Consider the following 24,776-nt stretch of genomic DNA (forward strand, 5'->3'; position numbering starts at 1 on the left):
TCAAAATTCAAAATTCAAAAGTCAAAAGTCAAAAGTAAGATTTTAGAGTTTTTCAACCTCAACTTTCTCAAAAGATACCAAATGGGTTCTATCATAACTGATAAAATTGATTTGGTATAATGAAGTCTGAAAAATTATGACATTTAATGATGTAGTAGAAATAATCAAAGGTCTTTCGACAGATGAAAAGGAAGAAATTCAATCGTTGTTAAAACAATACATCCGGGAAGAAAGACGCGACAAAATTTATAGTAATTTCAAGTTGGCTCAAGTTGAACAACAAAAAGGAGAACTGAAGTTTTTCTTCAAATGTTAACGAATTCAGGAAACTCATAGAGAAATAATTGTGGAATTAAGTTTTAGTTTTTCGTTTAAACCTGCCTTAAAAAGTTTGATTTATAATAGTCAATAAAGTTTGTATGCTATATGTGCAAAATGATGAAATTATTGCCAAACATTAATCAGATATTCAACAGATTTTTCCAGCGTTGGAAATTTCATTTCTATGCAATTTTACCTCATCCCACTGAAGCTAAAATTTTGATGCTATCCGATGAAGAAAATAGTTGTTTTCTACCCAATATTTGTATAAATGAAGATATACACCTTAACTGTAGTAATGGTAATTTTTCTAATCCAGAAAGAAGTGCGCTTGTTGCTCAGGGTATACAAGCCAAAGATGGTGTTTTTCTGGATGATGGTTTTCACGCTGAGGGTAGAGTAAATCTATTTGGGGCTACCATTGGTAGTCAACTTAACTGTATGAAAGGTCATTTCTCTAATCCAAAAGGAAATGCGCTTGTTGCCCAAAGTATACAAGTCAAAGATGGTGTTTTTCTGGCTGATGGTTTCCAGGCTGAGGGTGAGGTAAATCTATCTGGAGCTACCATTGGAGGTCAACTTAACTGTATGAAAGGTCATTTCTCTAATCCAAAAGGAAATGCGCTTGTTGCCCAAAGTATACAAGTCAAAGATGGTGTTTTTCTGACTGATGGTTTCCAGGCTGAGGGTGAGGTAAATCTATCTGGAGCTACCATTGGAGGTCAACTTAACTGTATGAAAGGTCATTTCTCTAATCCAAAAGGAAATGCGCTCAATGCTCAGAATATAGAAGTCAAAACTAACATCAGTCTAACCAATGGCTTCAAAGCTGAAGGCACAGTAGATTTAACAGCAGCAAATATCAAAGGAAATCTTGACTGTAGGAATGGCAACTTTTCCAACGAAAAAGGCAATGTTTTATCTGCCGAAGGAATCAATGTTGACGGAGATATTTTATTAGATAAAGGAACTTTTCAAGGAAAAATTTACTTAGTTAGTGCCAGAGTTGACGACACATTAAGTATGCTTCAAATTCAAGAATCTAAGCAGATGAAATTAGACCTACAATTTGCCAGAATAGGTCGCCTTAGAGACGACGAACAAAGCTGGCCTCAAGAAAACAACCTCAACCTTGATGGTTTCATTTATCAGAAATTTGGTGGAGATGATAATATTCAAGTTCCCAAAGATAGCGAAACCCGCCTCAAATGGCTCAGACTTAAACCAGAGAACGAATTTTTTCCTCAAACTTATGAACAACTAGCTGAAGTTTTAAAAAAAGAGGGCGATACAGATGCCGCTAGAAAAATTTTAATTCATAAAGAAAGAGATATTAGACCAAAACTAAACTGCTTAAGTCAATTTTGGAATTTCATTCTAGACATAACAATTGTCTATGGCTATAAACCTACAAGAGCTTTACTTTTGAGTAGTCTTTTTATATTAGCTGGTGTTTGTTTCTTTAATTCAGGTTATGAAAATTGTGCAGAATTAATATCTAATGATAAATGCCTATTTTCACCATCTTCTAGAATCCGTCCATACATTGAAGATGAAGAAACTAACGACAATAAAAAAATTGATATAGACTATCCAGAATTTAATTCCTTGTGGTATTCATTAGATACATTTATTCCAATAGTTGACCTACATCAACAAACATATTGGCTACCAAATCCTAAAAAAATTGGAAAAGTTCCATTAATATTATTCAAAGTAAAAATATTTAATATATCTATATCTAGTAACTGTTTAAGATGGTATTTATGGTTTCACATAATCTTTGGTTGGATATTAACATCCCTCTGGGTAGCAGGTTTTAGTGGTTTAGTTCGTGGCTAGGGAAGAAGGCAGAAGGCAGAGGGCAGAAGGCAGAAGTTACAGCATATTTCAGGCAGATGAAAATATTGTAGTGCGGGCATCTTGCCCGCGACGGGTGTACCTCACGCTTGAAAGCATGATAAAACTAGGTTTTGCTGTACCCATAGCTCCGCTAAACGCTGACGCGATAGAACTCCGTTCCGCTTTCCTACGGAATGCTACACAAACGCGATCGCACTCCCACTCACTTATTCTTATTATCTTTATTTTTCATTTTAATAAGCACCTACGCAGAGCGAATAACTTACTTCAAAAATACACCAAAATTTACTTCAAATCAATACTGATGTATTCCTTACATATCAATGCTTTTGAGGAATGGCCTAAAAAGCGCGATAACTACGTTTTGCTGTGCTATAACAGCCTATTTTTGCCCCTAAATAGCTCATTTGAACTTTTTTTGGAAAATTCAGTTTAAATTCCAAATATATTTGACAAAAACATAAGCTTAACTAATATCAATTTTTTTGACCCACTGTTGGACATAAATTGTCCATTCTTTACCGAATAATTAAGGTAAAATTCCTCTCCTTGAAAAGAAGAGGTAATTATTCATTACTCATTATTAATTATTCATTATTAATTATTAATTATTAATTATTCATTATTAATTGTTGAACCCCTACTCCCTAAAGTTTGAACCACAATTAAATCCATATACCACTGAATTATTGGCGCCAATAAACTATGGAATTTATCCAGCAAAGTCATTTCCAAACCAGGAGCGATCGCGAAAGTTTTCTTCTTCATTCCCCGCACAATTTCAACAGCCATATCTTCAGTACTCCAGACACCAGAAGTTGCAGTAATACGTTTAGTTTCTAAAGGCTTAGTTTTATTCTCTACTTCCAACTGTGGCGTATCTGTATCTGGTGGATAAACTACAGAAACAGAAATTCCAGACAACTTCAACTCTCCACGCAGAGACTCTGCCAAACCTCTAATGGCAAATTTACTAGGGCAATAAGGAGTATAACCATAAATCCCAATCAAACCAGCACCAGAAGAAATCATCACAATATGCCCTTTTTTTTGTTGTTCCATCATTGGTAAAACCGCCCGCACGCAATAGAGGGAACCAAAATAATTAATTGCCATAGTCTGCTCAAAAATTTCTATTGGCAACTCTCGAAAATAACCAGGGTGGGAAATACCAGCAGCAGTAATCAATAAATCTGGCGTACCTATTTCTTTCACTGCTTGATGGATGGCAGTTTCCGTTGCTTCCCGGTGCGCAACATCTGTGGAGATAGTAATAATTTTTTGTTCTGGGTTAAGGATAGTAGCAGTTATTTCCGCTTTTGCTGCCTCAAGTTTTTTCCGGTTACGAGCAATAATTGATATATTGCTTCCTTCTGTAGCAAGTAGTTTAGCAATTTCTTTACCTATACCACTAGAACCACCCGTGATAATTGCGTGTTGCCACATAATTTTCTAGTAAATCTTAACCATAAAATTAGATTTTACCACAGTACTTTTAAAGACAGTATTTAAGGCTAAAAATTCAATATAAAATCAATAAATTTGTTCTTTTTGTACTCAATTTTACTAAAATTAGCATTGGATTGATTATAATTATTCTGGTCATACTAAATATGGTGTAAATAATTAACAAACAACTTAAGTGTAATTTTACAATTAGTAATTTGTTAATTTCATCTGTCATAGATATAGATATAGAACATTTAGAGCATGACTCAAATTCAATAATAAGCATTCAGCGGTCAGCTAGCCTCATAAGGTCGGAACTGCCTCTTGCAGAGGAGCTAACGCTTACGTTAACAGCTATTAGCGGAACTTACACAAAAAAGCAGCAAAAAATAGGCTCAAATAATAGATAACCAGAGGCTTTTACGTCGAAAAGGTATAATTCCTTTATTACCAAGGGTTCTAGCCATTTTTAGGGCTTTGACGTAATTCCCTTGCCTAGACTGACTTTTCCTGCGGAATGCTGCGCAAACAAGCATTTTTCTGCCCAGAAAATGTGTAAGTCCCATTAGCTATCAGCTATGAGTTATTAACTCATAATTTTGGCAGGAATAATTAGTCTCGAAAAAGAATAAAAAGTTATTGATGAAATTGGTCATCAGCAAACCTTAGTCGTTGCTTGATTCTTTCAAAAGCTGAATGCGAGCGCATTCCGCAGGAAATGCTAAATGCTAATAGCTGAATGCTTACTGAATAATTAATAATTAATAATTAAGAGTTGATAGTTAATAATTATTCATTCAACAATTCACGCCTTGAAGCCTCCCCTTTTAAGGGGATAAAGCGGTCGAGGGATGGCGAGGTTTCCTCACCATATCCAATCGACCAAGAGAATCAAAAAAAATCCTTTTAGTTAATCCTATCCGTTTTAAGAAGAGTTCAAGAATTTAGAATTAAGAATGCGCGAATTTAGAATTACCTCTCCTTTAAAAAAAGAGGATTGACTAATCATGAAAATTTTTATTTATCAAAATAACATGGGTCTAAAACCCCGCCTTTTAAGGCGCAATATTTTTGGAGCGCGGCTCAAATCTCCGTTACAAAAATAACTTCTGACTCTCTTGGTGCGCGTTCCCTTGCGACTGGCGTCGTCGCGGGGTCGCACCGCTTCTGACTTCTGACTTCGTTAATATCCCCTTAAAGGGGAGGCTTTAAACCACAATATTTCGGTAATTATTAATTGTTAATTGCTGAAATCAATATTTATTGGTATTATGACTCTATGAAATTAATTTGTAATCTAGCTGGAATAATAAATGTGAGCGTTAATTTTTACTACTTATATCTTTTACCTTTAATTAAGGGATACCTACTTATAGATAGTATTAAATAGACATTTAGTAAAAAATAAATAAGCATTTTATTTAACCATTTTATCGAACAACAATAGAGGTGTAAAATTCACAAAATCAATCATTTTTCCTAGTCTTGTTCCTCAAAAAAATATCTTACCGAATAATTCAGGTTTAAAGGAGAGGCTTTAAAGGAAAAAAGGGGTCGATCTTCGGAGCTTCCTGGTGAGGTCTCCTCGCTGGCCGACCATCGACCAAGAGAAAAGAAAAATTTTCACGCTCCGCGTCAATCCTATCCATTTTCAAGAAGAGGTAATTATTAATTATTAATTATTAATTATTAATTATTCCCTATTTCCCAATTTCAAGATGTTTTATGTACGACTAAAATCAGACCTCTATATGCTATATGCCTGAAAGATTTATAAATTAATGGTATAAATGTCTAATTAAACAAAAACTATTAGTAGGTAAAGTTAAAATATGAAAAGACAAACTTGGCTATATATACTCCTATTTCTATTAATACCAACTGTTGCCTTAGCCCAAGAACCTGAAACAGGACAAACTTTTATTGAAACCATCGATCAAACCTTTTCAAGTTTCGTAGGTGTAATATTTAATATTCTTTTCTTTAAAATTGGCGGCTTTCCCTTCATAGTTTTATGGTTAATTGTTGGTGCAATATTTTTCACCATCCGAATGCAATTTATTAATATTCGAGCCTTTAAACACGCTATTGATATTGTGCGTGGAAAATATGACGACCCCAATGACCAAGGAGAAGTTTCTCACTTTCAAGCTTTAGCAACAGCATTGTCTGGAACAGTAGGATTGGGTAATATCGCAGGTGTAGCTGTAGCTGTAAGTATCGGTGGCCCTGGTGCCGCATTCTGGATGACAATTGCTGGTTTTTTTGGCATGACCAGTAAATTTGTCGAATGTACTTTGGCTCAAAAATATCGCATTGTTCAACCAGACGGTACTATTTCTGGTGGCCCAATGCGTTATTTATCGGCAGGTTTAGCAGAAATGGGACAGAAGACTTTTGGCCGAGTGTTAGCTGTACTATTTTCTATTTTGTGCATTTCTGCTGCTTTCGGTGGTGCGAATATGTTCCAGGCAAATCAGTCTTATGGTGCAGTTGCTAATGTATTACCAGGTTTGCCTAATTGGGTTTATGGTTTGGTGCTGGTAGTTTTAGTTGGATTAGTAATTATTGGTGGAATTCAACGCATTGGTATGGTGGCAGGTACTCTTGTGCCTTTGATGTGTTTGCTATATGTTTTGGCTTCCTTATTTATTCTGTTGGTTAATATTACAGAAATTCCTGGGGCGATCACTACTATCATATCTGGAGCTTTTGCTCCTCAAGCAGTAGAGGGTGGTATTATTGGCGTAATTATTCAAGGGTTTCAGCGTTCCGCTTTTTCTAATGAAGCTGGTGTGGGTTCGGCAGCGATCGCTCACTCTGCGGCCAAAACTGATGAACCTATTCGCGAGGGTCTAGTAGCATTGTTGGAGCCATTTATTGATACTATTGTGGTCTGTAATATGACTGCTTTGGTAATTGTAATTACTAAGGTATATAGTGCAGATGAATTTGCTGCTTTGCGGGAGGCCAAGAAAGGTGCCGAATTAACTTCGGCTGCTTTTGGTACTGTTTTGGCATGGTTTCCAGTTTTATTAGCGATCGCTGTTTTCTGTTTTGCCTTTTCCACAATGATTTCTTGGAGTTACTACGGCGAACGTTGTTGGGATTATTTGTCTGGTGGTAGAGGGTTAATTATTTACAAAATCTTGTTTTTGGTTGCTGCTTTTATTGGTTCGGTATCTAACCCTTCTTCAGTAATTGATTTTAGTGATGCGACTCTTATTTCGATGGCTTTTCCTAATATCTTGGGGGGCTATTTTTTATCCGCTCAAGTAGCAAAGGATTTACAAAATTATATGGATCGTCTTAGTCAAGGAGAGATGAAACCTGCTAATTAGGGAGTAGGGGAAACAATTAATAATTAATAATTAATAATTAATAATTACAGGAATTACGCAGAACTACCATATCTAGTAGGGGCGAATGGCATTCGACCTCTACAAATAGGGTATTGTCTAAGAATTTGCGTAATATCAAATCCGTTTAATTGGGCATAAAAAAATTCTTCAATCGTCATAACTACGCTAATCTTTATGATTCTCTCTCCTCCTGAGGACTGAGGACTGAGGACTGACTCCTCCTTGCTTAACCAATCTATAACTGTTTAATAGGATTTGATATAAGTCCTGATGGTATAAGTCCAATGCTAATGATGACTTTTAGACTAGGCAATGTTTTTCCCACTGTTGCCTGTTACCTTTTCCCTGCTATATAAAATTCTTCAGTTTATCCATCATAAATATAATGAATATATTTTCCAAAAATTCTGTACTTGTTCCCATAGATTTTTCTGATAAATCTGTTGAAGCGATCGATGTAGCTCTAGAATTTGTTCAAGATCCTTCTTATTTATGGATTCTTCATGTGCTGCCTCGTCTTAATCCTACTGAACCAGGAGTAAGGTGGCATACTGTCGATGACCAGAGTCGCAAACAGCACATCGAAAAAGTATTTCACGAACGGGTTCAAGGTGCTAAATATGAAGGTATTAACTTTAGTGTGGCCATCGGAACTCCTAGCTCAGAAATTTTGGATTATGCTCAGGAAAAAAAAGCAGAGTTGATTGTCATTCCTTCCCAAGGAAATAGTGGTCTTGGTAGATTTTTACTAGGATCGGTTGCTGAACGAATTGTCAGGTATTCTCATTGTCCTGTTTTAGTTCTACGAAATTGACATATAGCAGAAGAAGGAAGGATGAAGCAAGAAGCAAGAAGGAAAAATCTTGCGTTCTCTGAGTTTTAAGCTTTTAATATGTCCTAATCTTTGCTTCGACTTCTATACTATCCTGCAGTCATATATAATGCGACTGATTAGTTATTGTATGAGTAGAGGGAGTAGGGGAGGGTTTTTGACATCCTCCCCGGCCTAAAGGCACGGGGATTCCTACTGAGCCGTAGCTCCTCGGCGGGTTGACGCTTTGCTTCGCATAGCTGTCGCTAACACAGGGTGCTGCTTCCTTGGCGGTAGTCTAACGCTTCCCTCCACATCCGTTTAGAGTTTCCGAGTGCCCCCCGGCAACTAATAAAAGTGTACCACATATTCAATTCACTTGCACATAAAATAAAAAGTCGCCCTACAAGGGCGAGGCTTTAAACCCAATTTTTCGGTAACTGTTAGCTATAATCTTGCCTCCATAAGAAAAATCTGGTTTCTTTAAATTTTAATTTATTATTTATTAACTTTAATTAAGAGGACTAACCTAAATGATTCGTCAGGAGATTAGAATAATTATATAGAGTTATCTTGATAAAATAGGGGAGTAGGAAATATGTTAAGAGCTCCTACATTTCACGTCAATCAATACCAAGCATTCTTCCAAAGTCTCAAGCAAACTATTCTATATTGGCTGAAATCTTTTTGGAAATTTAGTCTATTTTATGGTAAATATAATGCTTCTCCACCTTGGCAAAAAACTATTAATCTGAATTGACATAATTAACTATAGTTTTTCAGTAGTTTTTCAGGTGTATCTATTGGCTAGATAGCTGGGTTTTTAGAACGGTTTAAATACCTTGATCGCTTATCGCTTTTCGGATTAAACACAAAGTCAACCTTTTCAGCCTAATTATCAAGAACCGTAATCATTTTCAGAACTTTATATTAGGCTCCAATTCTGTTAAAATTATTTTGGTTGGTATTACAGTTTATCGGTAAAACAACTAAATAGGGTTTGCTGAATAAAGTATGAGTGGTAGGGGTAGGAGACAGGATACAACCGACCCCTAACCCCGACCGTGGAGGGGAGGGGAAGACAGGAGAAATGGGAATTATAGAGGAGATAGTAGAAAGAATCATCCCTTGATTTTTCTGCCCAACTCTTGACCAAAATCCTAAGATTTTGAACCTGAGTCGCCTAAAACCTCGCACTTTTTGATACTTAAAAAGGCACAATCCTTTATCTGTAAAAACTTTGAGATTTAATCAGCAAGCCCTAAATATCTTTAGTACATGAGAATGGGTATTTTAGCAATACTTATTTAGATGAACAGGAGCAATTGGTTTGGAGTATTGCTCCTGAAATAAACTATTAATCTTGAAAAGCTTTGAGGTTAAAAGCTTTCATGCTTCATTGTTATTGTTGTTTGAGTAACCCCATCAGCGTCAGCAATGAAGCTAAGTTTTATTTTTAATAGAAACCTAAAGCTTCTCTAGTGTGACGTCCAACAATTCCATCTGGCCTTAAGCCATGATCGCGTTGGAATGCTTTAACCGCACGCTTAGTCTTAGGGCCAAAGTAGCCTGTTGCACGATGATGATGAAAATAGCCCATCATTCCTAATTGGTGTTGCAACTTAGATACTTTGTGTCCACGACTACCATAGCTCAAATAATATACACGATGACGGCGATGTCCCTTGTAAGAAGCATGACGATACTTGGGGCGATGATAACCTTTGCCATAATGGCGAGCGCGGCCATAACCACCACAAGGGTTCTTGTAGTAACATGCAGCAGCAGAATTAGCAGTTGCGCTGATAGCACCTAGAATAGTAGCGGCTGATAGAAGACCCATCATACCTAATGTAGAGAACTTTTTCCAGTTCACTCCTTCAAAGGTTGGTTCAACTATAGAACTTTCTTCGGCGGTAGCTAGATGGGAATACGCTAATGTTTCCATAACTCCTCTGATTAGTAATGTTTTACAACTTTTTTTACTAAGTGTCTTACCCACTTGCTTTACACCTTCTAAAAATCTAGACAATCCTAGACACGCTCTTCATCGGTGACTAAGAGCGATTTTCTGGCTCACCTGTCCATAAGTCTACTGGCAAAGAAGGTTAATGTTCCGCTCAAGCACATTGAGTTTAGGATTCCCTCTGGGGTTTTCATCCTTATGAAAAGTCGAGTCCAAAACACCCCATAATCGTTGCTAAAATCCTCTAATTTTAGCATACGTATGCGATAATAACACAAATTAATGGCGTAAAAACATAGACACTTTGTAGATATTAAGTCTTGTATTGTCTATGTTTTTCAGCTCTAGGAAGCAACAGAATATTCAAAAATTTTTCAAGGTCTACAACTTTGAAATAATTGAATACTTAGAGTCTGTTAAAAACTTTAGTAGTAGCAGTCACCATCGTAGCCACCATAGCCACCATAACTACCACGACGACCATAGCGATTGTAGCGACCATAGCTACCATAGGAACGGCTGTAGGAACGGCTAACAACTTTCTTATAATAATGGCCAGAGACACGACCATAGCTACCATAACGACCAGAACTACCGTAGGCACCATAGCTACCGTAGCGACCATAGCCACCACCGTAATAAGCAGAAGCAGAATCAGCAGTTACGTTCATGCCTACAGCTAAAGTAGCAGCAGATAATAAACCCATTGCTCCGACACTAGATAGCTTTTTGAAATCTACACAAGCAGTAAACTCTTTGTTTGCAGAGTCTTCTTCGTTGAAAGCTAAATGGGAAAATGCTAATATTTCCATGAATTCCTCTGTTTAGTTAAATTAAATAAAATCCCGCAGAACAACAATTAGCCTGCGTAACAACTACATCTTTGATCCGCCTCTGAAGCTAGGCAATAAATTTAGGATTTGACTTCTCCCCGCGCTAAATCGACGGGGATTCTAAAAGGATACTGCGCAATGGGTTAAAACCGCATTGGGTAGTGTCTTTATTAGCTGACCTGAATTTTTACTTCAGGGGACGAGTCAAAACGCCCCTAGACACTCGACTTAAATCAAAATTAAGTGTCGTGCTTACGAATTAATTCAGTGCACGGCTTTTCCCAAGAAAGAAAAAGATAGGATGGATTAAAATCCATCGAGTCGCATTTCATCCATCGCTTCAAAGACGATGGCTTTCATGCTCCCGTGTTAATTTGGTAACAGTTGTTTTTGGGGTTGGCTAGATGCACGAACCTTACTATGCCAAAACTTTTATAATAAGGTTTAAATTGGCATATGTATGTTATCACATAAAATTAAGTTATTCAGGTCAAATTGTCAAAAAAACTTGTCTGGCCTCTACACAGAATAAATGGACTTCTATACTAAACCAAATTTTGCCTAAGACTTGACTTAAAATGTTTCTATCATAGCTAAACAACTAAAAGCAAGTTTTTTTCATTAATTATAGAAATCTCATATTTTGAAACACAATATTAAGTTTGATTTCTTGAAACCTAGATCCAATTATTGGAAGCTTTTACCCTATATCTATGACCATTGGCCTACCATTGTCAAAGCATTAGGTTGTACATTGGCCTTTACAATTTTTTGGCCGATTTTAGCATGGCTATTGGGTGAAATGGCAGGTCATATTGGTAGGGGAGATGTAGGGGCGATCGCTCAACTAGCAGGTCTTGCAGCTATTATTTTCCTGATTAAAGGAGTGGTACAGTATGGTCAAGATACCTTAATGGCAAAAGCTGCTTTTACTATTGCTTTAGACTTGCGGAAGGAAGTTTATTCTCATTTACAAAAACTCAATATTAGTTACTTTGAAAAGTCAAAAACAGGAGACCTTTCTTATCGACTGACAGAAGATATTGACCGTACTGGAGAGGTTGTAAATAAATTTTTTCACCAATTTGTTCCTTGTATTTTACAGTTGATAGTTGTGCTTGGTTACATGACTTATCTTAACTGGCAATTAACTGTTGCGACTTTGGTAGTTGCACCGTTAATGGCGTTGTTAATAGGTTGGTTTGGAGAATTATTACTTTCTTTTTCCCACCAAAGTCAAAATCGGACTTCTAATTTATCGGCTTTAATAACGGAGGTATTTAGTGGTATTAGAATAGTACAAGCTTTTGCTGCTGAGGAATATCAAATTGCTATATTTTCTGTGGAAGCTGAACAAAATCGACAAGCAAAATACATGGCAGAAAAGGTCAAAGCACTTCAGTTTGTAGTGGTGGGTTTTTTGGAAGCAATGAGTGTGGCTTTTTTATTTTTTTTGGGGGCGTGGCAAATATCTGAAGGAAACTTGTCTGGAGAAGGTTTTATTAGTTATTTAACAGGTGTGGCTTTGTTAATCGATCCGATTTCTTTAACAACAAGTAATTATGGTGAGTTTAAACAAGGAGAAGCGTCTTGTGACCGGATTTTTGAACTTTTAAATATTCAACCTCAAGTTACAGAAAAGTCAGATGCTATTGTTCTTCCTCCGGTAGTGGGAAAGGTAGAATATAAAAATGTATGTTTTTCTTATCAGTTAGAAAAAAAGGTTTTAACAAATCTAAATTTGTTGGTAAATTCAGGAGAAATAATTGCTTTGGTAGGAGCTTCTGGAGCAGGTAAAACTACGCTGGCAAATTTGTTACCTAGATTTTATGATGTTCAGTCAGGGGAAATATTAATTGACGATATAAATATTAAGGATGTTACTCTTACAAGTCTCAGAAGACAAATTGGAATTGTACCTCAAGAAGTAATTTTATTTTCAGGAACTATCTCGCAAAATATTGCTTTTGGTCAGCTAGATTATAATATTGATGCAGTAAAAAAAGCAGCTAAGGTTGCTAATGCTCATCAGTTTATTACTAAGCTGCCAAAAGGTTATCAAACTTGGGTCGGAGAAAGGGGTTTTAATTTATCTGGAGGACAAAGACAAAGAATAGCGATCGCTCGTGCAATATTAGAAGACCCGAAGATATTAATATTAGATGAAGCTACTTCTTCTCTTGACTCTGAATCTGAATTTTTAGTACAAGAAGCGTTAGAAAGATTGATGCAAGGAAGAACGGTATTTATTATTGCTCATAGACTAGCTACGGTACGTCGTGCTAATCGGATTTTGGTTATGGAAAATGGTGAAATATTAGAATCAGGAACTCACTCAGAATTATTGGAGAAAGGTACGCTTTACGCTCGTTTTTATCAGCAACAGTTTAGTTAATATCTTTTCAAGAATTTAGAATTTAGAATTTAGAATTTAGAATTACCTCTTTCAGTATTGAGAGTGTGAATTCTCATGGGTCATTTCAATTATCATTACCTCATGGAATAGGGAGGCTAGAAATGCTGAATTTTCTTTTTCAGCAAGGGGATAAAAAGCGACCTCCTTGTTTTAATAAATGTAAACAAATAAACTTCTTTGGTGGCAGTTTTAATCTACTTGCGTTAAATTTAGGTTATAGGGTAAGAGTAAGTATTAGGTCGATGCCTGTTACTTTCAAGTTTAAAGTTAAAGCTAATAAAACTTAATAATTAGCAATAGACGAAGTAATCTGAGTATATCAATTTCTTAGAGAAAAATATATGGGTTTATACCCTTCAATTAATAGGTAAAAATCAAGGAAATAGAGGAATCATAATTACTGTATCAAGAGATAAAAAATCTGGGGAAGCTCTACCAAAAAATAGCAGATTAAGATTAGAAGTATCTCAGAAGGAGAAAAATACTATGATGGAAATTATACCTCTAGCAAATCAGAACATCATTGGTCTTAGTATTGATGGCAAAATTGAAATAAGTGACATTGAAAAAATCAAAAATTTAGTTGAAGAAAGATTAAAATCTCAACCTAAATTACGAGTTTATATTGAAGTTAAAAGTTTTCAAGGAATATCTGCGGAAGCTTTATGGGAAGATTTAAAATTTGGTCTAGGACATCTGAAATATTTTGATAAAAAAGCAGTTGTATGTGACGCAGCTTGGGTAAATAAATTGACTATTGCTGGTAATAAAATTTTTAGTAATATAACCCATCTAGAGGCAAAATGTTTTTCTTGGTCAGAAAAAGACCAGGCTTTAGAATGGATAATAACTGACACTCCACGGACTCAAGTCGCGTAAATTCTGTTTTGCTCCGTGACATGAAAAACGTCAACGTTGGGAAGCAAAAATTGTTAAGACAGGGGATAAATTCACCTGTCTTAATTTTTCATCAGTTTACTGAAAAATTATGCCAAATTTCTTATATCATGTCCGGATAATTAGTGATAAAAAAAACTTTCTCCTTTTCCTCCTCTTATTTCTTGCTTCTTGTTTTTTTCTTCCCTCCTGACTCCTGACTCCTCCGTCATTTTATTTATAAGTAATCAACCGGACATAATATTATGCCAAATTTTGTCAAAGTTTAGATAGAGCGACTATATAATTTTAATTAATCTAGTTGTAAAAGTATTTACACAAAATGAAGATTTTTCCACTAGACATTTCCGGAAACTAAGTTTTTGGCTAGTAAGTTTAAATTTGAGATTAATTTTTGGAGAGGTCTACTAGATATAGTCTAATGTTAGCAATACTAACGCTATAGCATTTCTCAAGTTACTGAAGTAGAGTTGTTCTTCTTCTTTTTTATTCCCTACTCCCTACTCCCTACTCCCTACTCCCTACCTCAACAAAAAGACTTTTTCAGCAAACCCTAATTAGCATAACATCAAGATGTTGCACCAATAGCCCATAAAACTAAAGGCAAAGTTAAAAAAGACAACAATGTTGAAATTACTACAACTCTAGAAGTTCGTGGTGCATCCCCACCAAATTCATTAACTATAATAAAAGATACTAAAGCACTTGGCATGGCACTTTCTAAAACTAACACTTGTAAATCAAGCATCTCTAAACCCATAAATTTACCAACTAAATAAGCAACTATCGCTCCTCCTAATAAACGCATTAAACTAGCACCCAGTTCATAATTACTAGGTTGAAAACGATTATTGGCTATTTGTATTCCCATTAATAACAAAGAAATTGGAATTGCAGCTTCTCTCAAAAGATGTAAACCATCATCAAGTTTTAGAGGTAGTTGAATATCAAATGAGTTTAAAATTAAACCCAAAATCATTCCCCAAATTATGGGTAATTTGAGAGTAAAAATAATAGAAGACCAAATACCTCCTCCTCTGAGAATTGCAGGCATTGTACCTAGTACGATTAAATTAAAGGATATTAAATATATTACCGCCCTTTCTAACCCAGCTTCTCCTAATGCAAATAAAGTTACAGAAAGACCCATATTTCCAGCATTTGGTAAAGCTGTTGTTGCTACTAAACTCTTTTGTACAGGCACAGAAAAACCTAATTTCCATCCTATTCCCCAAGCTATTAAACAGAGTAAAATATAAGTTAGCCCAAAAGCTACAAACATTTCAATTGCTTCTTCAATACTAATAGTAGTCCGATACATTATATCTGTTAGTAATGCCGGAAATAACACATATAAAGCTAGTCGAGAAAGTGTGGGTTCATCAATGGAAAATTTTTTGGCAAATATAAAACCAATTAAAACAATACATCCCACTGGCAAAACAGCAGATACAACCGAAAATAAAATCTCAATCATAGTTGAAAAAAATATGAGTCAATCATTTTACCGAATAATTAATAATTAGGGTTTGCGCTCAAAAGTCTTTTAGTAGGGGTAGGAGACAGGTGACAGGTGAAATGGGAATGAGTGAGGAGGTAGAAGTAAGAATTGTAAGAATAATTTTTCTGCTCAACTCTTGACTAAAATCCGCTCCTAATTGAACCATTACCATCTAAAACCTCGCAATTTTTGATACTTAAAAAGGCACTTACCTTTATCTGTAAATACTTTTATATTTAATCAGCAAACTCTAATTAAATAATTCTAGTTTAAAGCCTCCCCCTTTTAAGGAAAAAAAAGCGGTCGAGGGATGGCGAGGTCTCCTCGCCATATCCAATCGACCAAGAGAAGAAATAATATTTCCTTATATTCAATTCCGTAACAGTTTTAATCAGAGGTAATTATCAATTATTCATTATCAATTATCAATTAATGAAATAAATAATTCTGGTTTAAAGCCTCCCCTTTTAAGGAAAAAAAGCGGTAGTTAGCGCAGCTTCCCGAAGGGTGGGATGGATGGGTTTCCTAACCATATCCAATCGACCAAGAGAAGAAATAATATTTCCTTATATTCAATTCCGTAACAGTTTTAACCAGAGGTAATTATCAATTATCCATTATCAATTATCAATTAATGAAAAAGTTATTTTCCAGATATTTATTGGTTCTGAATTTCTGTCGCCACTTTTTGTACTTCACTAAAAACTCTCATTAAGTTTCCACCCCAAATTTTTTGAATCTCCTCTTCAGTATATCCCCGTGCTACTAATTCTTTTGTAATATTTGGCATTTCTGAAACATCATTCATTCCTCTAACTCCACCACCGCCATCTAAATCTGAACCAATGCCAACATGATTGATACCCATAACTTTTACCATATAATCTATATGGTCTACTACATCAGCAACAGTGGGTTTATTTTTAGGATATTTCTGATTAATTTGATGATATTTTTCTTTGAGTGCCTCTATTTTTGCTCGGCTGAGTTTTCCCTTTCTCAAGGCAATTATTTCTTTTTCAATTGTTTTCATTGCTTTTTTTCTTTCTGCTGTCTGGGGTAGTTTTTTTATATAGGTATCAAAAATACAAACCTGTACAACCCCACCATTTTCTTTAACAGCTTTTAACATTTCATCACTCATATTTCGAGGATGATTTTCTAGTGACCTAGCACTAGAATGAGATGCAATTATTGGTGCTTTTGTTACTCTAATTACATCCCAGAATGTATCATCATGGACGTGAGAAATGTCAACCATAATACCCAAACGATTCATTTCTTTGACAACTTTTTCTCCGAAATCACTTAATCCATTCCATTCTTGTTTTTTATCGGTAGAAGAATCGGCTAGTTCATTATTTTTGGAATGAGTTATTGTTATATATCTAATACCTTGGTCGTAGAAAAATTTCACATTACTAATATTTTTACCAATAGGATAGCCATTTTCCATACTCATAAATATTGCTATTTTCCCCATTTTATCCAGGCGTTCAGCATCCTCTGGATTTAATGCTATTTCAACTTTATCTGAATTTTCTTCTGCCATCTTTTTGGTAATTTCAATCATTTTAATGGCTTTTGCTTTTGCCTGTTTGTGCCCTTGACTATCGCGTTCTCTTTGAGGAGTAAATATTGACATAAAGACAGCATCTAATCCACCTTCTTCCATCCTAACAATATCCCATTTACCACTATCTAATTTTCCTGGTTGATGTCTGATATTAGGTTGAAAATCAGGATATAAAAATTGACGATAAGGCCAATCAATATGACTGTCAATTGTTAAAACTTTTTCGTGTATTTCTTCAGGAGTTAATACTTTTTGTTGCTGCTCTTGAGTTGCTTCAGGGGATGGTGGTAATTTTTTGTTAGAGATAGTACATCCATGTACTGTTAAAGAAAGTAGAATTATTGACAATGATAAGACTGGATTTTTTGATAAATTCATCTAGATTACACCTCAAAATTAGGATGGCAAAAAAGTAGGCTTCAATAATTAATAATTAACTATCCTTACAATAAGATGATTGACCGAAATGTTTTTTTCTTTTTCCTCCTTACAAGGGGAGGTTTTAGACCTTGATTATTTGGTAAACAAGTAATGATAAGTATTAGCAAACAGGGAACTTATCTCTTATGAAGCTCCCAGTAATCAGGAATAGGGAATATCAGAGTCACTGAATAGTTCTGATATCCTTACTATTTTAGAACTACTAAAAAAATATACTCTCTTGATTTTATAACAATTCTCTATATAGCAATTCCCATAGTGCTTAGATACAAAATTCTAGGTTTTAGGGAACAGGTAATAGGGAGTAAAAATACAAGTTTACCTCATGCTTACGGAGAAATGCTATAAAGTCCAACTTGATATTTAAAATAAATAATGCCAAATCTAATTCATATTGGCTATATATCTAAAAAAAAGCGGTATGTGTTATACCAATACCATCTTTAAAAAGTAATGCTATATTTTATAGCTGGGAAAAATAACTACAGTTACTGAATATCAAGTATTTACTCTAGCAAATAAAATTGTATAGCAAGACTTTTGAGAATTAGTATAAGGATAGAAAGTTAAGAAAATCATCAAAATATTTACTATTTAGAGATAAGTTTCAAAGTATCGACGTTCCAACTATTCTGAATCTAACTACTCTATTCTTACTACTAGAATTTTCTCAAGTTTTGTCTTTTCAGCTTTATAATAATAGCTAGATTAAGATACTTTCTTGAACTGCCAGAGTCAAGGTAGTCCTTGAAAAAAATTATATTGATAAGTTGAGACACTTACTTGGAAGACAAAAGCAGAAAACAAACAACGGATAAAATTTAATGGTTTATTCCTTAACTTGAAATTTTTACAGTACTCGTAACTCCAACAACTCCAAAACAAAAAAAATATGAATTTTGGTCAATGGTTAGGCTTTTTTAGTTTGCTTATTTCTCTATATATTCTTTGGGAAATTAGACAACTCGTACTATTAGTATTTGCTGCAATAGTTCTGGCAACTGCTTTAAATAGATTGGTGCAAAAATTCAATAGATGGGGTATTAAAAGAAACTTAGCTGTAATTGTCACTCTGAGTTTAGCCACATTAATTATTCTGCTATTTTTGTTGCTAATTGTACCGCCTTTTACTACCCAGTTTCAAAAATTGCTTGCCTTAATACCTGATGTTTTTACAGAAGTTCGCTCTCAACTTGTACAACTATATAGACAACAACCTGATTTATTTCCTCCTCCACCTAGTGCAACTGATATGCTTGTACAAACACAATTATTAAGTACTCAGTTATTTAGCAACTTTTTAAGATTTTTCTAATACTTTTATAGTCTTCTTGCAAGTACTTTTAGTGTTCGTATTAACAATAATGTTTTTAGTTAATACTCAAGCTTATCGACAAGTAGGATTACTTTTATTTCCTTCCTTTTATCGACGACGTGCAGATGAAATTCTATCAAAGTGCGAGGTAGCTCTAGGAAATTGGTTTGGTGGAATAGTAATTAATTCTATTTTTGTTAGTACCCTTAGTGGTCTTGGTTTATGGGCGTTACAAATTGATTTAGTTTTGGCTCACGCTTTGTTGGCAGGTTTACTCAATTTTATTCCTAATATTGGTCCGACTACGAGTGTAGTTTTTCCTATTATGATTGCTCTATTAGATGCTCCTTGGAAAATAGTTGCCGTGGGAATTTTATATCTTATTATTCAGAATCTTGAAAGTTATTGGTTAAGCCCAATTGTTATGGCAAAACAAGTTTCTCTTTTACCTGCTGTTACTCTAGCATCTCAAATTTTCTTCACTACATTTTTTGGAATTTTAGGTCTAATTTTAGCTTTACCTTTAACAGTAGTAGCTAAAACTTGGATAGAGGAAACATTATTTAAAGATATCTTAGACCCTTGGAAAAATTCTTTATCCACTGAGACTATTTCCACAGTTGATAATTAGGGTTTGCTGAAAAAGTCTTATGGGTGAGGGTAGGAGACAACCCACCCCTCGCCCCTCCCCGACCGTCGAGGGGAGGGAAGACAGGGGAAATGGTTACGAGCGAGGAGGTAGGAGTAAGAATTGTAAGAATGATTTTTCTGCCCAACTATGCGCCTAAAATACGCTCCATGGATGAGGGTTTTAGACGTGATACCAGGCACTTTTTAAAGGCCCCAAAAAGGCTAAAACCTTTATCTGTAAATACTTTTAGATTTAATCAGCAAGCCCTAATTAATAGACATCTCCAGAAAAGAGGGAATAGGGAATAGGGGGAAATAACTGATAATTTCTGTACGATAATTAATTTTATTTTTATTTTTGGAGATGTCTAATAGAAATCGTAAGCATTCAGCAGTCAGTTATCAGCTCTTGATAAACATCTACTATTTTCCGCCACATAATTGCATGAATTGAACTCAAACTCGTCGTTCTTGTGGTTCATTCTCTGATGAAAAATGTAATTGTTAATTATTAATTATTAATTATTAATTATTAATTATTAATTGTTTACTCATCTTCTGGTTTTAAAGATCGTACAGTTTCTTGAATTGACCCTATAACAAATCCCATAATTGCACCTACTGTTGCATAAGTACGAGGTGCTTTTGCACTGCTATAACCTTTATCTACTTTCGTAAAATTACAACATTGATAACGACTTTTACTCATCTCAGCAGCAGCTAATCCAATTACTGAGCCGATCAAAGCCATCATCAAGCCAGAAAATATTACTAACTTTAAATTAATTGTTTTTCTTCCATTACTAATTAACCTCCATAATTGAAATTAAAATTGTTGATATATTATATAGTGTTTTTATTTGAGATATAAATATAGATGGAGTTTTTGTCTTTTTTCTTATAAAAAAGTGTTAAATTTAGTACCTTATCTCCTTGTATTTACTGATTTTAATATTGTTTTCCTTCCTTAACTACCCCTATTCCCTTTTTCATAGTGCTTGGTCTTAAAATCCTAGATAAAAACACTTATATGGCATTTTTATTTGATACTCAATCCGGCGATAGATAGAACTAATATTTATGAAGGTAAGAAAGAAGGATTAGAGATAAAGGGCGAAAAAAGTGATGCATAATAACTGGATTTGGTATGATATATTAAGCTAGATTGAGGCTTTTTCTGATAAAAAAAGCGCCTCGAAGGATTACCGAATTATTAATAATTAATAATTAATAATTAAATAATTCGCGCCTTAAAGCCTCCCCTTGATCGGGGAAAAAGCGGTCGAGGGATGGCGCCATTCGGAGCGGCTCTGTCAAGAGCGGGTCTCCTCGCCATATCCAATCGACCAAGAGAAGAAATAATATTTCCTTATATTCAATTCCGTAGCGGTTTTAACCAGAGGTAATTATCCATTATCAATTATCAATTAATGAACAGATATCCTTGTGCTTGCTAACATTTAATGCTGTTTTTCCTCCTTGTACTATTCCCTAGAACCTCCAGACCTTTTTCATAGTACTTGGTCTCCACATCCCAGATAAAAGTTTTATAGTAAGCATTCAGCGGTCAGCGGTCAGCGGTCAGCTAGCCTTCTATGGTCAGAACTGCGTTATCAGCTTTATTACCTTTAGTGGACAATTTAAGCTCGTTGTTCTTGTGCTTCAATTCTTTGTTCAAAAATGCAGTAGAAGTTAAGCAAATACTTGCTTCATTCATTTTTATTGCCCTCGAGCTGACTGCTAATAGCTGTTAGCTCCGCATTCCGCAGGAAATGCTTACATTTTATATTTTTTTCTAGCATAATTTCGACTATTTTCAAATATTAAAAGTAAAAAAATTAATCAAAATTCAATCAATGTTACAGGCATTAAGTCTGGCTAAAAAGTATACTGCTAGTTTAGCTCCATAAGGAGAGTCCCACCAAGCAACAGGAAAACAACCTTTAGGTGCTTCTAGACTAAAATTCAGTTTTTCATAAGGTATCCATTTATTATTTAACAGCAATCCCAGTCGTTCACAAGTCTTATTCAAAACTTTCATATCTATATTAGAAATATCATAAGTTCCTCCCATACTTTCATAGATTTTCTTTTGTATACTAAAGCCAAAATGACCTTTACTATAATTAGTCCAAAGCTGGTCGATTAAATTTATTACGCTACATGGAAATTTGATAACATCATCAGGAGTCAGTTTTTCTTTGTCAGTTTGACCAGATATTTCTAACATGACTTTTGCAGTTTCTTGGTCTGCTTCTTTCCATTTTCCTGCGGATAGTAAATCTCTCAATTTGCCATAGCGGTAAATATCAGAAATTAACATTAGTGCTTGGTCTAATTTTTCTTCTAATTGAGCCACTCTTTCTGATAATTCTAATTCCCTTGAATTCTGTTGTGATGAGAAATATTCATCAGAGGAAGTAGTAGATTTATCGTTCTCTTTATACTCTATTTCGTTAGCCATAATTACTCCTATAATAATTAATAATTAATAATTAACAAATACATCTCCTTGAGAAGAAGATTGATGCAGTAGGGAAAATTTTTTTCTTATCTTAGTCGATTGGAGACCCGCTCTTGAGAGAGTCGCTTTTCCTTACAGAATACTATCGCAAACGTAGTCCGCCATCCCACCCTATGGGAAGCTCCGCTTTATATGTTGCGTAGCAAAACGACCACTTTTTTCTCCTTTAAAAGAGAAGCTTTAAACCTTAATTATTCGGTAATAGTTTGTGACTTTATTATTTGATAGTCTTGAACTTTTGAAAGATTCTCCACAGATTTCTATAATTGATTCTGCTCTAGAATTGATTTACTAATTACTTCACTAATAACTAGATTACCTTTAGGACTTAAATGAATATGGTCTCGATATAAACTATCTGATTCTGAGACAGATTTAAAGATAGGCAGTAAATCTAGAAATAAAATATTCTCTGCCTGAGTAAATTCTGCTAAACGTTTACGAGTTTTAATTTCATAATCGCGGGGTCCAGGTTCACCTACTTCCCGTAGTAAAGGAGTCATTGCTAGAATGAATTTAGCATTGTTTTGATTAACCAATTCATGAATTTTTTTAATTGCCACTAAATTAAAACCAACCCGGTCGCCTTCTTCTTTAATTTCAGGAACTTTTGGAGCTTTTAAAAAATAACGATTTATCAATTCTGCAATAGCTGAAGGAGGTTTTTTATCTGGATAATTCCGGTCTAGTCCTACTACTAATGAACTAGGTGCTTTAGCAAATAAATCATCAGTATTAATGAGTAATATTACTATTTGAGAATTAAACAAACCAAACTTTTCTAGATAAGCCAATTCATTTCTCGGACCCCAAGAATTAGCTGAGGCATTAAGAACTTCAACGATTTTATCTTTACCTAATTTTTCACTTAAAGAATTCTCTATAATTGCGGAAACTGTATCATTTTGGTCAGTCCACCAATTACCATTAGCTACAGAGTCCCCTACTAGAAATATTCTCAATGTAGTATTTTCTTTTGACTCCTCTATTGGTTTTGACCGCATAGAATACTGATTGATTTTTATGCGATTTCCAAAGCGACTAACATTTTGATTTGGTGCTAAGAGATAACCAATTTGATTATCTGCAATATAAGTGAGAGGATTACCAAAACCCACTATAACTCGGAGTCCTATTTCCAATATTCCCAATAACCCAAGTATAAGTGCTGAAATTATAAGTAGAATTTTCACTAATCTAAATTAAATTAATTAATCAATTTTATTTTCAATGATTTGGCCTGTAGTCTTGAGGCTAGTAAATATTTTTTTAAAAGAGTTGATTTATCAACTGAATTTAAACCTATTTCTAGTAAGGTTTGTAGAAAATTATGCCCTTGGAGGCATATATATATAGTGCAAAACCCTTACACTGTAAAGCATTTATCCTCTTAATATTTACCAGATAAATCAGAGCTTATAAATTACCGAATAATTAATAATTAATAATTAATAATTAAATAATTCGGCTTTATTAGCCTTCCCTTTCAAGGGGAAAAAAATAATTTTTTTCCTTTTAGTCAATCCTCTCCCTTTTAGGGAGAGGTAATTATCCATGCTCCATGCTCCATTAATGAAATACATTATTATTTACTAATTAATTTTATTTCTATAAATAATGAATAAAATCAAGTAAAAATTGCTAAAATTCCTGCCGATCAAAATATCCTATAAGTTCCAAAATCCACAAAAATTACAACTAAAATTAAATTTATTATGGATATAGCAATCACCGAATCAGATGTGAGAATTGAGATATTCCTTAAAAGGATACAATATAGCAGTTATCTTATTCTTATGTATTCATTTTTTCTTCTTCTCTGTTACCATAAAAAGTTTTAAAATGATGATGACCAACAATTGACAATATAGTAGCAGAGTCTAGATAATAGATATATTCTAGGCCATAATTTCTCATGTAAATTCTGTTATGTTATTGCCAAATAACCGTGGTTTCAGGTAAACCCGTGGACTTAAAGCAAATATTTAAAACCAGACATCCAATCATTGGGGTAGTACATTTACAGCCTCTGCCAACCTCACCCCGTTGGGGAGGCGACCTCCAAGCTATTATTAGTAGAGCAGAAAGAGAAGCCACAGCCCTTGCATCAGGTGGCGTAGATGGCATTATCGTAGAAAACTTTTTTGATGCTCCTTTTGTCAAAGACCAAGTTGACCCGGCCGTAGTTAGTGCCATGACATTATTAGTACAAAAGATTATGAACTTGGTTTCCCTACCAATTGGAATCAACGTTTTGCGTAACGATGGCCAAAGTGCGATGGCGATCGCTTCCTGTGTGCAAGCCCAATTTATTCGTGTTAATGTCCTAACCGGAGTTATGTCTACGGATCAAGGGTTAATTGAAGGAAAAGCACATCAACTTTTACGCTATCGTCGAGAATTGGGTAGTGATGTCAAAATCTTTGCAGATGTTCTAGTCAAACACGCCCAACCATTGGGCGAACCCAATTTAACTACAGTTGTCCAAGAAACTATTGAACGTGGTCTAGCTGATGGGATAATTCTCTCCGGTTGGGCTACGGGAAGTCCCCCTACATTGGAAGATTTAAAATTAGCTAGTGCAGCAGCATCAGATACACCTATATTTATTGGCAGTGGTGCTAACTTGAACAATATTTCTACTTTGATGCCGGCTGTAGACGGTGTTATTGTCTCTAGCTCGTTGAAGCGACATGGCCAAATTGAGCAGCCAATAGACCCTATTCGCGTGAGTCAGTTTGTGGAAGCTACTCAGCGAAGTTTGTCAAATCAGAAACAAGATAATGAAAATTGGCAAAAAGAAACTAATAATTTGCCTTCTCCTCTAAAAAATTAGGAATCAAAAATATAAATGTAAATTATGATTCACTG

The 24,776-nt window shown here is 34.8% G+C and carries 17 protein-coding genes and 1 pseudogene; 10 read left to right on the forward strand and 8 right to left on the reverse strand.

What is annotated here, in order from left to right; genetic code table 11:
* Positions 1 to 136: 136 nt before the first annotated feature.
* Both SAGCYANO_RS38755 and SAGCYANO_RS38760 read left to right on the forward strand, forming a co-directional pair.
* Positions 137 to 344 (forward strand): annotated as a pseudogene (locus tag SAGCYANO_RS38755) (hypothetical protein).
* A gap of 103 nt (positions 345 to 447) precedes the next feature.
* Positions 448 to 2,163 (forward strand): hypothetical protein, encoded by a 1,716-nt coding sequence (locus SAGCYANO_RS38760; RefSeq protein ID WP_237397110.1) that lies wholly within the window; start codon positions 448 to 450, stop codon positions 2,161 to 2,163.
* A 636-nt stretch (positions 2,164 to 2,799) separates the two neighbouring features.
* On the opposite strand, the gene SAGCYANO_RS38765 is transcribed toward SAGCYANO_RS38760, so the two are convergent.
* On the reverse strand, positions 2,800 to 3,630 hold the full coding sequence (locus tag SAGCYANO_RS38765) for an SDR family oxidoreductase (protein WP_202224894.1): 831 nt from the start codon (positions 3,628 to 3,630) through the stop codon (positions 2,800 to 2,802).
* Between the two features lie 1,835 nt (positions 3,631 to 5,465).
* Between SAGCYANO_RS38765 and SAGCYANO_RS38770 the strand changes: the two genes are divergently transcribed.
* The 3 genes from SAGCYANO_RS38770 to SAGCYANO_RS38780 all read left to right on the forward strand — a co-directional run bounded on the left by SAGCYANO_RS38770 (position 5,466) and on the right by SAGCYANO_RS38780 (position 8,566).
* Positions 5,466 to 6,974 (forward strand): sodium:alanine symporter family protein, encoded by a 1,509-nt coding sequence (locus SAGCYANO_RS38770; RefSeq protein ID WP_202224895.1) that lies wholly within the window; start codon positions 5,466 to 5,468, stop codon positions 6,972 to 6,974.
* A gap of 406 nt (positions 6,975 to 7,380) precedes the next feature.
* On the forward strand, positions 7,381 to 7,809 hold the full coding sequence (locus SAGCYANO_RS38775) for a universal stress protein (RefSeq protein WP_202224896.1): 429 nt from the start codon (positions 7,381 to 7,383) through the stop codon (positions 7,807 to 7,809).
* A 595-nt stretch (positions 7,810 to 8,404) separates the two neighbouring features.
* Positions 8,405 to 8,566 (forward strand): hypothetical protein, encoded by a 162-nt coding sequence (locus SAGCYANO_RS38780; protein ID WP_202224897.1) that lies wholly within the window; start codon positions 8,405 to 8,407, stop codon positions 8,564 to 8,566.
* Between the two features lie 696 nt (positions 8,567 to 9,262).
* Here SAGCYANO_RS38780 and SAGCYANO_RS38785 read toward each other — a convergent pair.
* Complete coding sequence (locus SAGCYANO_RS38785; protein ID WP_202224898.1) at positions 9,263 to 9,754, reverse strand: peptidoglycan-binding protein; 492 nt, start codon at positions 9,752 to 9,754, stop codon at positions 9,263 to 9,265.
* Positions 9,755 to 10,197: 443 nt separating this feature from the next.
* On the reverse strand, positions 10,198 to 10,584 hold the full coding sequence (locus SAGCYANO_RS38790) for a hypothetical protein (RefSeq protein ID WP_202224899.1): 387 nt from the start codon (positions 10,582 to 10,584) through the stop codon (positions 10,198 to 10,200).
* A gap of 691 nt (positions 10,585 to 11,275) precedes the next feature.
* Between SAGCYANO_RS38790 and SAGCYANO_RS38795 the strand changes: the two genes are divergently transcribed.
* Positions 11,276 to 13,000 (forward strand): ABC transporter ATP-binding protein, encoded by a 1,725-nt coding sequence (locus tag SAGCYANO_RS38795; RefSeq protein WP_202224900.1) that lies wholly within the window; start codon positions 11,276 to 11,278, stop codon positions 12,998 to 13,000.
* Positions 13,001 to 13,507: 507 nt separating this feature from the next.
* A complete protein-coding gene (locus SAGCYANO_RS38800) occupies positions 13,508 to 13,900 on the forward strand; it encodes an STAS/SEC14 domain-containing protein (RefSeq protein ID WP_202224901.1) in 393 nt (130 codons plus the stop codon).
* Between the two features lie 586 nt (positions 13,901 to 14,486).
* Here the strand turns inward: SAGCYANO_RS38800 and SAGCYANO_RS38805 are convergent.
* Both SAGCYANO_RS38805 and SAGCYANO_RS38810 read right to left on the reverse strand, forming a co-directional pair.
* Positions 14,487 to 15,395: an AEC family transporter gene (locus SAGCYANO_RS38805; protein ID WP_202224902.1), complete on the reverse strand. Its 909-nt coding sequence runs from the start codon at positions 15,393 to 15,395 to the stop codon at positions 14,487 to 14,489.
* A 682-nt stretch (positions 15,396 to 16,077) separates the two neighbouring features.
* On the reverse strand, positions 16,078 to 17,373 hold the full coding sequence (locus tag SAGCYANO_RS38810) for a dipeptidase (protein WP_202224903.1): 1,296 nt from the start codon (positions 17,371 to 17,373) through the stop codon (positions 16,078 to 16,080).
* 955 nt (positions 17,374 to 18,328) lie between these two features.
* Here SAGCYANO_RS38810 and SAGCYANO_RS48580 point away from each other — a divergent pair.
* A complete protein-coding gene (locus tag SAGCYANO_RS48580) occupies positions 18,329 to 18,751 on the forward strand; it encodes an AI-2E family transporter (protein WP_255502870.1) in 423 nt (140 codons plus the stop codon).
* Between the two features lie 31 nt (positions 18,752 to 18,782).
* Positions 18,783 to 19,382: an AI-2E family transporter gene (locus SAGCYANO_RS48585; protein WP_255502871.1), complete on the forward strand. Its 600-nt coding sequence runs from the start codon at positions 18,783 to 18,785 to the stop codon at positions 19,380 to 19,382.
* A 546-nt stretch (positions 19,383 to 19,928) separates the two neighbouring features.
* On the opposite strand, the gene SAGCYANO_RS38820 is transcribed toward SAGCYANO_RS48585, so the two are convergent.
* The 3 genes from SAGCYANO_RS38820 to SAGCYANO_RS38830 form a co-directional block, all read right to left on the reverse strand.
* Positions 19,929 to 20,135 (reverse strand): hypothetical protein, encoded by a 207-nt coding sequence (locus SAGCYANO_RS38820; protein ID WP_237397111.1) that lies wholly within the window; start codon positions 20,133 to 20,135, stop codon positions 19,929 to 19,931.
* A gap of 1,095 nt (positions 20,136 to 21,230) precedes the next feature.
* Positions 21,231 to 21,845: a GUN4 domain-containing protein gene (locus tag SAGCYANO_RS38825; RefSeq protein WP_202224904.1), complete on the reverse strand. Its 615-nt coding sequence runs from the start codon at positions 21,843 to 21,845 to the stop codon at positions 21,231 to 21,233.
* Between the two features lie 320 nt (positions 21,846 to 22,165).
* A complete protein-coding gene (locus SAGCYANO_RS38830) occupies positions 22,166 to 23,098 on the reverse strand; it encodes an SGNH/GDSL hydrolase family protein (RefSeq protein WP_202224905.1) in 933 nt (310 codons plus the stop codon).
* A 773-nt stretch (positions 23,099 to 23,871) separates the two neighbouring features.
* Here SAGCYANO_RS38830 and btpA point away from each other — a divergent pair.
* Positions 23,872 to 24,741: a photosystem I biogenesis protein BtpA gene (btpA, locus tag SAGCYANO_RS38835; RefSeq protein ID WP_202224921.1), complete on the forward strand. Its 870-nt coding sequence runs from the start codon at positions 23,872 to 23,874 to the stop codon at positions 24,739 to 24,741.
* Positions 24,742 to 24,776: the final 35 nt, after the last annotated feature.

It is taken from the genome of Okeania sp. KiyG1 (assembly GCF_014132355.1).
Lineage (GTDB): Bacteria > Cyanobacteriota > Cyanobacteriia > Cyanobacteriales > Microcoleaceae > Okeania.

What these genes read in the sequence shown, in the direction of transcription:
- SAGCYANO_RS38790 (WP_202224899.1), bottom strand. Translation starts at nt 10,584, where the DNA reads ATGGAAATATTAGCATTTTCCCATTTAGCTTTCAACGAAGAAGACTCT.
- SAGCYANO_RS38800 (WP_202224901.1), top strand. Translation starts at nt 13,508, where the DNA reads ATGATGGAAATTATACCTCTAGCAAATCAGAACATCATTGGTCTTAGT.
- SAGCYANO_RS38770 (WP_202224895.1), top strand. Translation starts at nt 5,466, where the DNA reads ATGAAAAGACAAACTTGGCTATATATACTCCTATTTCTATTAATACCA.
- SAGCYANO_RS38810 (WP_202224903.1), bottom strand. Translation starts at nt 17,373, where the DNA reads ATGAATTTATCAAAAAATCCAGTCTTATCATTGTCAATAATTCTACTT.
- SAGCYANO_RS38805 (WP_202224902.1), bottom strand. Translation starts at nt 15,395, where the DNA reads ATGATTGAGATTTTATTTTCGGTTGTATCTGCTGTTTTGCCAGTGGGA.
- SAGCYANO_RS38775 (WP_202224896.1), top strand. Translation starts at nt 7,381, where the DNA reads ATGAATATATTTTCCAAAAATTCTGTACTTGTTCCCATAGATTTTTCT.
- SAGCYANO_RS38825 (WP_202224904.1), bottom strand. Translation starts at nt 21,845, where the DNA reads ATGGCTAACGAAATAGAGTATAAAGAGAACGATAAATCTACTACTTCC.
- SAGCYANO_RS38765 (WP_202224894.1), bottom strand. Translation starts at nt 3,630, where the DNA reads ATGTGGCAACACGCAATTATCACGGGTGGTTCTAGTGGTATAGGTAAA.
- SAGCYANO_RS38785 (WP_202224898.1), bottom strand. Translation starts at nt 9,754, where the DNA reads ATGGAAACATTAGCGTATTCCCATCTAGCTACCGCCGAAGAAAGTTCT.
- SAGCYANO_RS48580 (WP_255502870.1), top strand. Translation starts at nt 18,329, where the DNA reads ATGAATTTTGGTCAATGGTTAGGCTTTTTTAGTTTGCTTATTTCTCTA.
- SAGCYANO_RS38820 (WP_237397111.1), bottom strand. Translation starts at nt 20,135, where the DNA reads ATGATGGCTTTGATCGGCTCAGTAATTGGATTAGCTGCTGCTGAGATG.
- SAGCYANO_RS38780 (WP_202224897.1), top strand. Translation starts at nt 8,405, where the DNA reads ATGTTAAGAGCTCCTACATTTCACGTCAATCAATACCAAGCATTCTTC.